Below are 13,088 nucleotides of genomic sequence, written 5' to 3' on the forward strand. Positions count from 1 at the left end.
CTTTTTTAGGTAATTACATCCAGAAGAAATAGTACAATAAGCCTACAATCAGGGTAATGCCTGCTGCACCTATATTGAAAGGAGTGGCAGTATTGAATAGGTCTGGGTCATTATCGAATGATTTAGCATCCGCAGTTTCCATTTTTACATTGGTGTAAAGGATAATTCCTAGCATAAGGAACATGGCTGCGATCATAAAGATGGATTCAATGCCCATGTAGGCATAACTATCAAATAATGCAAACCCTAAAACGGTACAAACCACTGCAAGAATGATGAAGAAGTAACTTGCTGCCACTGATTTTGCAGCATGTTTACCAGACTTGTGTTCCGGATTGGCATAAGTTTTTTTCTCTGCAAAACTGATGATAGAAGCAATGAAGCAAAGAATGATGAAGACATATCCCATTCTCAATAAGAATGGCATTTCCGGATAAAAAACTTTAAAGACAATTCCAGCAGGAATGGTGGCAATGGCCGTCCAAAGTGCTGCATTGGCTGTGGCTTGTCTCCAAAGAAGTCCCATACCAAAAACTACAACAACGCCGGGATAAATATAACCTGTATATTCTTGGATATATTGGAATACCTGGTCGAGTGAAGCCAATTGAGGTGCCACAATCATGGCAATAACCAGCGCCACAACAGCAACAATACGTCCCGTTTTAACCATTTCATGGTTGTTGGCATTAGGTCTGAAATATTGCTTATAAATGTCCATGGTGAAAATGGTGGAGGTACTATTTATCATGGAAGCCAATGAGGAAACAATAGCAGCTGCCAATGCCGCAAATGCCAAACCTCGAATACCATCAGGGATGAAGTTTTTTAACAACCAAGGGTAAGCTTCATCAGACTTTTGGATAGTTCCAATTTGTTCAACAGGTACATTCAGAAGGGCAGAAAGTTGCTCTGGAGAATAATTGTTGATCAAAACATAAGCAGCAATACCAGGGATTACCACAATGATAGGCATAAGGATTTTGAGGTATCCAGCGAAGATCAAACCTTTTTTGGCTTCATTGATACTTTTTGCCGCAAGTCCCTTTTGGATAATGTATTGGTTAAAACCCCAATAACCCAGGTTGGTCAACCACATACCACCAAGAATTACTGCCAACCCAGGCAAATCCTGAAAGGCATCCCTTTGGCCGCCGACCCCGTCAGGAACCATGGTTTTGCCTTGTGGCATGATCATAATAAAGTGGTCTTTGGCTTCTCGGTAAATATTAACCATTCCGGCAATGATTCCGTCCCCCATGCCAACAGCATCCAAAGCCAGGAAAGTGGTGATCAGACCTCCGGCTACAAGGATGATTACTTGAACTACATCCGTCCAGGCAACAGCTTCCAAGCCACCGTAAATAGAATAAATTCCAGAAAAGACCAGCAACCCGATGATACCGTATTGCAGCTCAATTCCCATGATTTTGTCCAAGGCCAATGCGCCAAGGTAACTTACTGAAGTAAGGTTGACAAAGACATATACCAATAACCAAAAGACAGCAAAAGCAGTACTTACCCCTTTGTTAAATCGTTCATTCAAAAATTGGGGCATGGTATAAGTCCCATGTTTTAGGAAAATCGGGAGGAAATACTTTGCAACAAGAATAAGGGCAATACCAGCTATCCACTCATAAGCTGAAATTCCCAATCCTATGGCAAACCCGGAGCCAGATGTTCCGATAAAATGCTCCGCAGAAATGTTGGCGGCAAGCAAGGAAGCCCCAACAGCCCACCATGTCAAAGATTTGTCCGCCAGGAAGTATTCCTGGGCGGTCTTTTCCACGCCTTTTTTAGACCTGGAAACCCATAAGCCGACTGATACAATCGCCAACCCGTAAAGGATAAAGATAATGTAATCTAACGTAGAAAAACCTGTGGTCATAATAATATCAAATTGTGGGTTTATAGTTATGATTTTAAATGCCCAAATACAGGCTATCATAATTTAAGTGTCGTATTTACACCTAAAAATTCAGAAAAAAAAATTATGCGCAAAAAATTATTCTTTAAGGCAGATCAATTTATTCTTTTGCTCCTGGCATTTCATTTTTTGGAATAAAATTAAGTACCGTTTGGAAGCCGTCTTTGTACCTGCTTTCATCCAGGCTGTAATAATAGGCGCCTTTTTTTGAACTTGCTTTATCTTTTTCCTTTTCTTTAACCAACATATTGGTAGAGAGCACCTTCCTGGTGAAATTACGCTTGTCGATTTTGGTCTCATACAAGCTTTCATACATGGCTTGAAGGTGGGGGAGAGTGAATTTTTTGGGCAGCAATTCAAATAAAATAGGGTGTAAGGCTGCTTTATACCTTAATTGGTCTTTGGCCATCTCCACCATTTCTTCATGGTCAAAGATCAAATGTGGCAATTCGTTCATCCTAAACCAGTGTGCATGGAATTTATCACTGATTTGTTGTTTGTATTTTTGAATGTCTATCAATGCCACATAGGCTACAGCAACCGTTCTTTCCACTGGGTCCCTGTCAGGCCGGCTAAAAGTGTGCATTTGTTCCATGTACACCTCTTCCAAACCTGTTAATTTGTACAAAATCCGGTTGGCTGCTTCATCCAATGATTCATTAAATTGTAAAAATCCCCCCATTAGGCTCCACTTTTCTTTTTCTGGGGCAAAGCCTCTTTGTATCAATAATAATTTATAGTCTGACCCGTCAAATCCAAAAATGATACAGTCAACAGCGACTAAAATACGGGTTTGGTTAGAATATTGAATCATAGTTAGTTTTTCCGAAATTTCGGTTTTGTTTAATGCTATTGGAGCTTAGGTTGATTTTTGAGGTGTGTAAAATTAACTATTATTTTAATGACTTGTCAAGTTTCCTTCATTTTTGGGGAAATTTACGCTAAGATAATTGATTTGTTGCCAATATGTATCCTGTGCTTTAGGGGTTAAAATGAAGCAAGGTTTTCTCTTGTAGAGCAAAAACCGGAATACAGATAATTAAGTGACAAGAATACAGAGGGGCTGGGTGTTTTGAATTTAGAGTGTTAAATATTGGGGTTACTTTGCAAGTTCAAATCACCTAAAAAAAGGCTTGGAGATGCAAATCCTTAACAACTTGGATAATCCGGAGTAAACTGACCCCTCCGAATTAGGCAATTATTCAGGTACCAAAGTGGCTTTAAGGGCCAGAATCGCCTGTCATTCCGGCGGATGTTGACCCCCTGAAGAAAAAATTGAGCTAAATCCGGAGCAAGCTGACCCCTTTGAGGCTTAAATTCCGGAGCAAGTTGACCCCTCTATGGAATGGTTTTGGTTTTTTAGCGGACATTTTCGAAACCGCTAAGTATAATCCGATGGCAGGTAAACCAAAACCGATGAGTCAGATCAAGCAGATGATTATTTTACGGCAGCAGGGCAAGGGCATCAAAACCATAGCCCGCATGCTGGAGATGAGCAAAAACACAGTCAAGAGCTATCTTTTTAAGCTGGACAAGCTGTTGGAAAACAATAAGAAAACAGGGCTTACGACGGAGAAGCTCCTGTCCATGGAGGTACCTGAGATTGAGAAACAGTTCCTTTCAGGGGACCCTTCTTACAAAGATCCCCGGTACGAACACTTTATCTCCAACCTTGCTTATTATCAAAAAGAGCTCCAGCGCAAAGGGGTGACCAAAACTCTTTTATGGGAAGAGTACAGGCAGTCCTATCCCGATGGATACGGCCGTAGCCAGTTTTGCCACCACCTCAACCAACAGGATCTTGCCCGGGCAAAGCCATCCATGGTACTTGAGCATAAGCCTGCAGAGAAGCTGTATATAGACTTTGCAGGCAAGCCCATCGCCTACATAGACAGGGAAACCGGAGAAGAGGTCCGGTGCCAGCTGTTTGTGGCCTGCCTTCCCTATTCGGATTATGCCTTTGCCATGGCCGTGGCCTCCCAGACCATCCCGGACTTCCTATATGCCCTAAGCCGTTGTATGGAGCAGTTGGGGGGTGTGCCACAGCTGTTGGTCCCCGATAACCTGAAAGCCGCAGTGAACAAAGCCGACAAGTATGAGCCAAGTATCAACCAGGCCCTTGAGGATTTTGCCAACCACTACGGCACGGCTGTAGTGCCTGCCAGGGCGAGGAAGCCGCAGGACAAGGCATTGGTAGAGAACCAGGTAAAGGTCCTTTACTCCCGGGTATATGCCAGGCTCAGGAATATGCAGTTCTTCGATATACACAGTTTAAACAGGGCCATTGGCCAAAAGGTAAAAGCCCATAACCAGACCCGGATGCAGCAAAAGCCCTACTGCAGGGAAGAGAAGTTTCTCGCCGATGAGAAGGGCCTGTTGGGGAAACTCCCCGGGGAACGCTTCGAGCTGAGACACTATGCCCGGCTGACCGTTGCCAAAAACAACCACATCTATCTGGCCCGGGACAACCACTATTTCAGTGTCCCCTATACACTGATAGGCCAAAGGGTAAAGGTGATCTATACACGGAGTATGCTCTATGTGTTCCATAAAGGGGAACGGGTGGCCATACACAGCAGAGGCTTCAATCAAGGGAGTTATTCCACGCTCAAAGAACACCTGTGTTCCCAGCACCAGCATTATAGGGACAGAAGTCCTGAATATTACCGCAGCAAAGCCGCCCAACACTCAAAGGTCTTGTCCAGGTACATCTCCCTGCTGTTTAAACAGGGCAAGATCCCCGAACAGCTTTACAGGACCTGTGACGGGCTGCTCGCCCTGGGCAGGAAGGTGGATAAGGAGCGACTGGAGAAAGCCTGCAATACAGCCATGGAGTACAAAGTATACTCCTATACCTTTATCAAGAACATGCTGGAAAACAATATGACAGAAGCTACAGCGGAGCCGTCTGCCAGGGAACTTCCTGAACACGGGAATGTCAGGGGAAAAACATATTATGACCAATATCAATAACTTAAACTTTAAACAACTATGCCCAATCCGATCGAAACACAACTTATCAAACTCAGGCTCCACGGCATGCACCAAACATGGACAACGCTACAGGAGACCCGTAAAAACCAAAGCCTCTCCCTTGCCGAAGGACTTGAGCTTATGTTACAGGCAGAAGAACAGGAAAGAGACAACAGGAGGTTTAAAAGACTGGAATCCAACGCAGGGTTCCGTTACAAAGCTTCACTGGAAGAACTCTCCCTGGACAAAACCAGGGGCCTGGATGATATGCTCCTGGCAACCCTGGCAACCGGGGAATATATAACCAATGGGGATGCTGTACTTGTCACGGGGGCTACCGGCTGTGGAAAAAGTTACCTGGCCTCGGCCCTTGGCCACCAGGCCTGTGTGCATGGGAAAAAGGTCGCTTACTTCAACACCCAAAAGCTCATGATCAAAATCAAGATGGTCAGACTGGACGGCACTGCCATCAGGTTCTTTGATAAACTGGCAAAAACGGACCTGCTCATCCTCGATGACTTCGGCCTGACAAACCTGGATAAACAGCAACAGATCGATCTTATGGAGCTTATCGAAGACAGGCACGGTAAAAAATCCACTATTATTGCAAGTCAGCTCCCTGTCTCAAGCTGGTACGATGTCATAGGTGAGCCGACCATCGCAGATGCCATTCTTGACCGGTTGGTACACGTCTCCTACAGAATCGAGCTGAAAGGGGAAAGTCTCAGAAAAAAAATGTAAAATTGTCAGGCCATCTGATTATTAAACCAAACCTCTCCTAAAGAGGGGTCAATATGCCCGGAACAGGGGTCAATATCATCCGGAATATCCAACAACTCCAGTTCGGCCAAGATTCTTTGATAAAAACTGCGGGTTTTGAATCTCAATCCTTATGTTACTTTCTTATCTCTTAAATTTCAATTCTCACAACTAATATTCATCATTGATCTCCAGCCAATACCCATTAGGATCCTTGAGGTAAATTTGACGAATACCATCAGGCCTAATATTAATTTTACTTTTTTCCCCAGGCCAATCCTCAAAATGGATGTTTTTTTTATTGAGTTGATATATAAAACCGTCAAGGTTAGTCATACTAAAACAAAGGTGATTGACCTTATTGATAGTGGGAGTTTGCCATGGGGATTCTTTCTCTATGAGATGTAATTGTCCTTCACCAATACTAAACCAGGCATGTAAACCATCCTTAAAAGGTTCGTCGATTTCTTCCAGGCCAATCAAGTTTTGGTAAAATTCTGAACTTGCTTTTAAATCCTTCACATAGACAGCGATGTGATTTATTTTGGTTGGTTGATGATTGCTCATTTCTAAATTTTTTTATTTGAAGGAAATTGTTCGCAGGGAAAATATTGAGACCAACAATTTGGATGCCTGAAATAAATCAATTTGGTATAAAATCAACAGCTTTTTAAATGAAAAAGGTAAAGATTTAATTAAGGCTCATGGGAAATTAATATGTTCAAATTTGTTTTTGTAATCAGTGGTTGATTTGCCTAGGTACTGATCCCTAAAGTGAGATACTGAAAACAATTCAGGTAAACACCCATTTTTTTATTGGGATTGAATAAAAAATGTGGCGATTGATAAGGTGAAATTTTTTAAAAATGAGAAGGAAATAAAAAAGGCGGATCAATCGATCCGCCTTTTTTATTATTCTTGAGTGACTGGAACCTCTTCTTTAAAAGCGAGTTTTTCTGCCTCATCAAACAGTTTTAGACTTTGTTGGTAAATCTCATTTACATCATTGATGACCTTATAAAATGCATTGTCATCATAAATATTTCTACCCATATGGGCTTTAATAAGGATCTTTAAATATTCTTTAGACTTGGAATAAGCTTGTTGATCAAACTTAACATTGTTTTTTTTGCCAATTTTGATGATTTCATTCAGCATGGCATCAGATACTTCGTAGTCTTGGTAATATTCTTCAAAGTTCATTTTTTCAAACTTCTTCTTGTTGTTGTCCAGGAATTCCATGATAAACTCCCTGTGGGTATCACTTCCAAATAGCCTGTTAACATAGGAGCTGGTCATGGAAGTGTCCATGGGCACAAAGTAATCAGGCATGATTCCACCACCACCGTAAACGGTTCTTCCTTTGGTGGTTTCAAACTTCAGGCTGTCATTAAATTTGATGCTGTCAGCACTGAAAAACTCACCGTGTTCAAACCTGTTGATCCAGTCCATATTGTAATCTTCCTCAGCATCTTCCCCATATGGTTTTTGAATAGATCTTCCGGAAGGAGTGTAATACCTGGCTATTGTTAACCTCAGTTCAGCTCCATCAGTTAAATCAATCGGCATTTGTACAAGACCTTTACCAAATGACCTTCGACCTACAACGAGTGCCCTGTCATTATCCTGAAGGGCTCCGGCCACAATTTCTGATGCAGATGCACTTCCCTCATTGATCAATACTACCACGGATCCATCTTCAAATTTGCCAGGTTTGATGGCATATGCTTTTTGATTGTATCGGTTGACTTTTCCTTTTTGGGAAACAATAAGGGCGTTATCAGCTAAAATTTCATCTGCAATATTAATAGCAGCTCCCATGTAGCCCCCTGGATTACCTTGAAGATCAAGTACAAGCTTGCTCATTCCCTTTTCTTTCAATTCTTCCAGAGCTTCTTTAAACTCTTCATAGGTGGTTGCGGCAAATCGGGTGATTTTAATATAGCCAATATCTTTATTGATCATGTAAGAAGCATTGATGCTGAATTGGGGTATTTTATCCCTTGTAATAGCAAAATCGATAAGCCCTTTGTGGTTTTTTCTTTTGATAGAAACATTGACCACCGTTCCTTTAGGTCCTCGTAATAAGTCAAAAACATCCCTATTGGTGACACCTGTTCCGGCCACTGTCTCACCATCTACCTTAATGATTTGGTCACCTGACTGGATTCCCAATTTTTCGGAGGGGCCTCCAGTCAATGGGGCCACTACATAAATGGTGTCCCTCAAAATGCCGAATTCTACTCCAATGCCATCAAATTCACCATCCAGTTGGGACTGGGCCAACTCTGCATCCTCTGCAGGGATATAGCTAGAATGGGGGTCCAGTTTTTCAAGCATTTTTTCGATACCATGTTCCACCAGTTCATTGGTGTCCACGCTATCTACATAATCCCGGTTAATGTAGGTGATGATTTCCTGAATTTTATAAATAGCCGATTTCAAATCATTATGGTCAGATTTGGGCTCTGCAAAAGTGGCCCCGATCCATATTCCAGCAGAGATAGCCAAAGCAAGGATGATGGGGAGTCTGATTTGGGATTTGCTGTTTTTTATTCCTTTCGCGCTCTCACGCAATCTATTTTTTTCTTCACTCACGATTAGCCTAATTTATTTATCAATTCACAAATTCAATTTGCCACAAATTCAAATATACAATTTAACATTGTTTTACACTATTTCGTTTTTGTAAACGTAATAAAATCAATTTAGGGGGCTAATCCCCGGAAATTAGCTTAAATTATTTTACTTTTGTCTAATATGTCAGAATCAGCTCACTTAAACAAACGGTCTATTGGTGACTTAGTTCGCGAAAACTATGTTTTTGCGGGTGTGTTACACTATTTTGGCATAAGTTTTTATAGATATGAGCAAAAATCCCTGGCAGAGGTTTGCCAGCAATTCAGGATCAATCCCCAACAGCTGATCCAAGAACTTGAAAACTGGGCAATGAGAAAAGAGCCCAGTTCTGAAGAGTTTTACCTTAGGCCCATAGAGGTTCTGGTGGCATACCTCAAAAAGAAGCACCATTTTTTTCTTCGCCATGAATTACCTTTTTTGTCCAGCATGATTGATGGTATTCCTGCTAATGGGGGCTATGCAGACTTGCTTTCAGATATGAAGTTGGTTTTTCCTCTTTTTGTGGATGATTTTATCCATCATATTCATGAAGAGGAAAGTACCCTTTTCAAACGGATAAAAATGTTGCAGGAGGTAGAAAACAACCAATACAGGTTGGATGAGGGATTGAAAATTTTGAGCCAACCTTCCATTGTTAATTTGGCTGAAGAACATGAAGTTCATGATGATGAGATGGAAGGAATCCGTAAACTAACCAATGGCTACATGCTAAGTGAAGAAGCTCCAATGGCAATTCAGGTGCTTTACCATGAATTGCAGCATTTTGAAAATGAGCTTGTCATCCACGCCAAAATTGAAAACGATTTGTTGTTCCCAAAGGCCATTGAACTTGAAAAAGAAGTAAAAAGGAAATTGACCAATAAAATTAGATTGAATTGATGGGAAGGGTTATTGCGATTGATTTGGGAACCAAAAGAACAGGAATCGCCGTTACAGACATATTAAAAATCACCGCTAATCCGCTTGAAACTATTCATTCCAAGGATTTATTATCCTACTTGGAAGATTATTTCCAAAAGGAAGAGGTGGAAACTATCGTCATTGGTCATCCCAAATCCATGGATGGGAAGGACACCAATATGACAAAACCTGCCCTAAAGCTTAAGAAGGATTTGGAAAAAAAATATGCGGACAAAAAAGTGGTTTTGGTGGATGAGAGGTTTACTTCCAAAATGGCCATGCAAAGCATGATTACCATGGGGAGTAAAAGGAAAGACAGAAAAGAAAAAGCCGGCAACCTGGACAAAATCAGTGCTGCCATCATATTACAAACCTATTTAGATCAACTATGATTTATCCGATCGTTGCATACGGAAATGCCATTTTAAAAAAGGAAGCTGAGGAAATAAAAGAAGGTGAAGCCTTGGAATCCATGATAGCTGATATGTTTGACACTATGGATAATGCCAGTGGAGTAGGCCTTGCCGCTCCACAGATCAACAAAGGTGTTCGATTGTTTGTCATTGACAGTAATCTGATGTTGGATGAAGACAATGAGGAAAAGGGAGTCAGAAGGGCGTTTATCAATCCCATCATTTTGGATGAGTATGGGGACGATTATAGTTTTGAGGAAGGCTGTCTAAGTATTCCAGATGTCAGGGCGGAAATTACCAGGCCCGAAACCTTGACCATCGAGTACTTTGATGAAAACTGGGAATTAAAGGAAGAGGAATTTTCCGGAATGACCGCCCGGGTTATCCAACATGAGTATGACCACCTGGAAGGAATTCTCTTTGTAGATTACCTTAAGGGCCTTCGCAAAAGAATGGTGAAAAGTAAGCTTCTCGATGTGAGCAAAGGCAAAATCCCCACGGATTACAGAATGATTTATCCCGTGAAATAATAAATCAAAAAAGAGGTTGATATGGCAGAGCATTAGGCTTTGCCATTTTTTTTCATTTAAATTGATCCTTATGCCTGACAATCTAAAGGTTACTTTAGTACAAACAGATATCTATTGGCAACAGAGGGAAGCTAACCTTGCCATGCTGGAGGAAAAACTTTGGATGCTGGAGGAGGAAGTGGACCTGATTATCCTCCCCGAAATGTTCCCTACAGGGTTTTCCATGGAAACAGAGAAGTTGGCAGAACCCATGAATTTTACAACAACCCGTTGGATGCAACAAATGGCCAAACAAAAACAAGCAGTTATAACAGGGAGCCTGATCATCAAAGAGGATAATAAATTTTTTAATAGATTGCTATGGGTGACTCCTGCTGGGGAAGTGAATCATTACGATAAAAGGCATCTTTTTAGAATGGCCCACGAGGATAATTATTTCAACATGGGGCTGGAGAATAACATTGTGGAATTAAAAGGATGGAAAATTCTGCCCCAGGTTTGTTACGATCTAAGGTTCCCGGTTTGGTCCAGAAATAAAAGTGATACCGACGGTAATATGGATTATGACCTGAGTTTTTTTATTGCCAGCTGGCCTGCAGCCAGGGTGGGAGCCTGGGACATTTTGCTGAAAGCTAGGGCCGTGGAAAATCTCTGCTATACCCTGGGAGTGAACAGGGTTGGCGAGGATGGGAATAATATCGCTTATTCTGGCCACTCTGCCGCATATGATTTTAAAGGGGAAACCATTGCTACAGCCAAAGAAAATGAAGAAATGGTTACCGTTGAATTGTCCTTTGAGGCTTTGTCCAGGTACAGGGAAAAGTTCCCAGCATGGAAAGATGCCGATCAATTTACATTAAGGACTAAGGATTAATTTTTGGGAGAAGATTTTTCCGTTAGCGGTCCTCAGCTGGATAAAGTAAATGCCATGGGGTAATCCTAAGGTGTCTATTTCTTTGGCTATCCCAGCTTCCAATGGGGTGAAAACCAAAAGCACCTGTCCGACTGTGTTGATGACCCTAAACGGCCCATCCATGTTGCTGAGGATTTTTGTGTTTCTCTTTGTTGGGTTTGGGAATAGATGGAAATTAGTCTCACTATCAAATGGTTGGCTGGAAGAGATGTCTTTAAGGTAAATCAATCCCCCAGCTGTATTGCCCAAAATTAAATCTGTTTTTCCATCAAAAGCATTTGGAATTGCACTGATCCAGGTATGCCTGCCAAACCTAGTTTCAGTTAATGATTCATCTTTTAATTTCAGGATTTGACTTTGTTTGGTAGCATTTGATTGGGTGAAATTGGGGATATAGGAGAGGATACCTTCTTGGTCTACAGCATACAGATTTAGTTGATTTCCTTTTCTAATCACTTTAACACTTAGATTTCTGCTGGCAGGATTGTCCCTGAAATCCAAATAACTTCTGTCCAAGAGGGTTAATTTCGGGGTTTTTCCGGTTTCAACTTGAAAACGGATCAACTCTCCGGTTTGACGGGCCAATAGGAGGTAATGGTTTTCTCCTTCAAGGTAATATTCAAAATGGTCTAGTATGCCCAAGGAAATTCCAGGGACGGAAATTTCTGTCAAATCATCCAAATTATCTCCGGAAAACCAGAAAAGTTTCCTTTTGGGAGCATGGTCTTCTGTTTCAACCCCTGATAAAAGGATTCCTTTACCGGGAGAAGGAATTTCAAGATATTGGAGTTCGGTCATATGCAAGGAGGAAAGGCTCAGGTAATCATTTTCCTCTAACTGAAGGCTTGCCTGGTTGAGATGGAAAAGACTGGCCTGTCCAACCGATTCACCTCCTACCAGATTATTGGTGGTAACGACCAATTCTCCAGTCAGGTGATTACCTTTAAAGTGTGGCCGACTGTTTTCTCCCAAATCAATCATTTGTTCTTGCAAAAAACGATCGGTGACCTCCTGCCAGGTGCCATTTTGGTTTTCCAGTTGAATAAGACTTTTCCGAAAATTAATTCCAGCTGAAATTGTGGTTGATGAAGTGTTGGAGGTGATGATCAGTTGATCCTGAATGCTATGAGCAACGTGATAAATGGGAAATTGCGGGAAATGGGCCAACCCTGGCAAGTTGGTATAGAAGGAATTGAAAATAGGAGTTTCATTGGTACCTGCATTGGGTAGAAAATAAAGGATATTGCATTCGTCCTGTCCCATGAGGAGATCCAATAAGCCATCTTTGTTAAAGTCTTTCAATAAAATGGAATGGCCTCCGAAGTGTTTTGTGGCCTGATTTTCGCTTTGGGACAATACTTTATTAATTGGGTCACCATCGCAGGTTTGACCAAAGGAGAAATATCCGCAGCCACAAAATTCAAAATTCCCCCAGCGCACCTTGGAAGGTGCAAAACCATCAATGTCTGCCTGACCTTTTCTTTCCATGCTGGTGTTTTTGAAATAATCCAGGTAATCACCTTCAGCATAATTGAAAGTCACCAGGTCAAGATCCCCATCTTCATCAATATCTTGGAGGGCAGGGATGTCCAGGTTATTTGCCTGGATGTTGGAGCCATTTTCCAAAGGCAAAAAATCCTGTGCAACTTTCCAGATAGGGTGTCCGTTTTCAATTCCGGCATTTTGGTAAGCTTTGATACCGAAGGGGCTGCTTGTAAAAAGATCATTAAGGCCGTCATTATCAAAATCCTTAAGGATTAGAAAGCCTTGAATATCTTCCGGAAAATAATGGGGCATTTCCGGAAGGTGTTTAAAGCTAGTTCCATCTTTTTCAAAGACCAAAATGTTCCTGGCATTAATATCCCAAAGCACCCATTCTTTCTTGCCATCCCCATTGGTATCCATTGTCTGAATTTGTGCGGAATTGATTCCACCAACAAAGGGCATGGAAGGTGCCCTCTTCTCCAATTGAGTTGGGATTTGGCCAAATTCGAAAAATTTTTGGGCATCCACAAAAAAAGGAAAAAGTAGCA

At 41.6% G+C, this 13,088-nt stretch carries 12 protein-coding genes; 6 read left to right on the top strand and 6 right to left on the bottom strand.

From position 1 onward, the window contains the following. Positions 1-13 precede the first annotated feature (13 nt). Together QWY93_RS09890 and QWY93_RS09895 are read right to left on the bottom strand one after the other, a co-directional pair. Positions 14-1,888, bottom strand: a complete 1,875-nt coding sequence (locus QWY93_RS09890; protein ID WP_290248850.1) for a sodium/sugar symporter — start codon at positions 1,886-1,888, stop codon at positions 14-16. Positions 1,889-2,027: 139 nt separating this feature from the next. Beyond that, a complete protein-coding gene (locus tag QWY93_RS09895) occupies positions 2,028-2,741 on the bottom strand; it encodes an NUDIX hydrolase (protein WP_290248067.1) in 714 nt (237 codons plus the stop codon). 581 nt (positions 2,742-3,322) lie between these two features. Between QWY93_RS09895 and istA the strand changes: the two genes are divergently transcribed. Further along, positions 3,323-4,900 carry an IS21 family transposase gene (gene istA, locus QWY93_RS09900; protein WP_290246349.1) on the top strand — a complete coding sequence of 526 codons (1,578 nt, stop codon included), beginning with the start codon at positions 3,323-3,325 and terminating at the stop codon, positions 4,898-4,900. Positions 4,901-4,918: 18 nt separating this feature from the next. Further along, the gene (gene istB / locus QWY93_RS09905) at positions 4,919-5,641 is read left to right on the top strand and encodes an IS21-like element helper ATPase IstB (protein WP_290246350.1); all 723 of its coding nucleotides are present in this window, start codon (positions 4,919-4,921) and stop codon (positions 5,639-5,641) included. A gap of 5 nt (positions 5,642-5,646) precedes the next feature. Here the strand turns inward: istB and QWY93_RS09910 are convergent, their stop codons facing one another. From QWY93_RS09910 to QWY93_RS09920, 3 genes are all read right to left on the bottom strand, one after another. Then, positions 5,647-5,787: a hypothetical protein gene (locus tag QWY93_RS09910; RefSeq protein ID WP_290248068.1), complete on the bottom strand. Its 141-nt coding sequence runs from the start codon at positions 5,785-5,787 to the stop codon at positions 5,647-5,649. Between the two features lie 43 nt (positions 5,788-5,830). Next, positions 5,831-6,226, bottom strand: coding sequence for a VOC family protein (locus QWY93_RS09915; protein ID WP_290248069.1), 396 nt, complete (start codon positions 6,224-6,226; stop codon positions 5,831-5,833). 345 nt (positions 6,227-6,571) lie between these two features. Further along, the gene (locus tag QWY93_RS09920; protein WP_290248070.1) at positions 6,572-8,257 is read right to left on the bottom strand and encodes a S41 family peptidase; all 1,686 of its coding nucleotides are present in this window, start codon (positions 8,255-8,257) and stop codon (positions 6,572-6,574) included. Positions 8,258-8,419: 162 nt separating this feature from the next. On the opposite strand from QWY93_RS09920, the gene QWY93_RS09925 reads away from it, so the two are divergent. The 4 genes from QWY93_RS09925 (at position 8,420) to QWY93_RS09940 (ending at position 11,016) form a co-directional block, all read left to right on the top strand. Further along, positions 8,420-9,178, top strand: a complete 759-nt coding sequence (locus QWY93_RS09925; protein ID WP_290248072.1) for a hemerythrin HHE cation-binding protein — start codon at positions 8,420-8,422, stop codon at positions 9,176-9,178. After that, positions 9,178-9,591, top strand: coding sequence for a Holliday junction resolvase RuvX (ruvX, locus tag QWY93_RS09930; RefSeq protein WP_290248073.1), 414 nt, complete (start codon positions 9,178-9,180; stop codon positions 9,589-9,591). The genes QWY93_RS09925 and ruvX overlap by 1 nt, the downstream gene beginning before the upstream one ends. After that, positions 9,588-10,142: a peptide deformylase gene (gene def / locus QWY93_RS09935; protein WP_290248075.1), complete on the top strand. Its 555-nt coding sequence runs from the start codon at positions 9,588-9,590 to the stop codon at positions 10,140-10,142. Before ruvX ends, def begins: the two co-directional genes overlap by 4 nt. 70 nt (positions 10,143-10,212) lie before the next feature. Beyond that, positions 10,213-11,016: an amidohydrolase gene (locus QWY93_RS09940; RefSeq protein WP_290248076.1), complete on the top strand. Its 804-nt coding sequence runs from the start codon at positions 10,213-10,215 to the stop codon at positions 11,014-11,016. On the opposite strand, the gene QWY93_RS09945 is transcribed toward QWY93_RS09940, so the two are convergent. Beyond that, complete coding sequence (locus QWY93_RS09945) at positions 10,999-13,023, bottom strand: T9SS type A sorting domain-containing protein (protein ID WP_290248077.1); 2,025 nt, start codon at positions 13,021-13,023, stop codon at positions 10,999-11,001. The genes QWY93_RS09940 and QWY93_RS09945 overlap by 18 nt on opposite strands. Positions 13,024-13,088 lie beyond the last annotated feature (65 nt).

This window comes from Echinicola jeungdonensis, from assembly GCF_030409905.1.
In the GTDB taxonomy this organism is placed as follows: domain Bacteria; phylum Bacteroidota; class Bacteroidia; order Cytophagales; family Cyclobacteriaceae; genus Echinicola; species Echinicola jeungdonensis.

Coding starts and splice junctions, on each gene's coding strand:
- ruvX (WP_290248073.1), top strand. CDS start 9,178: ATGGGAAGGGTTATTGCGATTGATTTGGGAACCAAAAGAACAGGAATC.
- QWY93_RS09940 (WP_290248076.1), top strand. CDS start 10,213: ATGCCTGACAATCTAAAGGTTACTTTAGTACAAACAGATATCTATTGG.
- QWY93_RS09890 (WP_290248850.1), bottom strand. CDS start 1,888: ATGACCACAGGTTTTTCTACGTTAGATTACATTATCTTTATCCTTTAC.
- QWY93_RS09925 (WP_290248072.1), top strand. CDS start 8,420: ATGTCAGAATCAGCTCACTTAAACAAACGGTCTATTGGTGACTTAGTT.
- QWY93_RS09915 (WP_290248069.1), bottom strand. CDS start 6,226: ATGAGCAATCATCAACCAACCAAAATAAATCACATCGCTGTCTATGTG.
- istA (WP_290246349.1), top strand. CDS start 3,323: ATGGCAGGTAAACCAAAACCGATGAGTCAGATCAAGCAGATGATTATT.
- QWY93_RS09895 (WP_290248067.1), bottom strand. CDS start 2,741: ATGATTCAATATTCTAACCAAACCCGTATTTTAGTCGCTGTTGACTGT.
- istB (WP_290246350.1), top strand. CDS start 4,919: ATGCCCAATCCGATCGAAACACAACTTATCAAACTCAGGCTCCACGGC.
- def (WP_290248075.1), top strand. CDS start 9,588: ATGATTTATCCGATCGTTGCATACGGAAATGCCATTTTAAAAAAGGAA.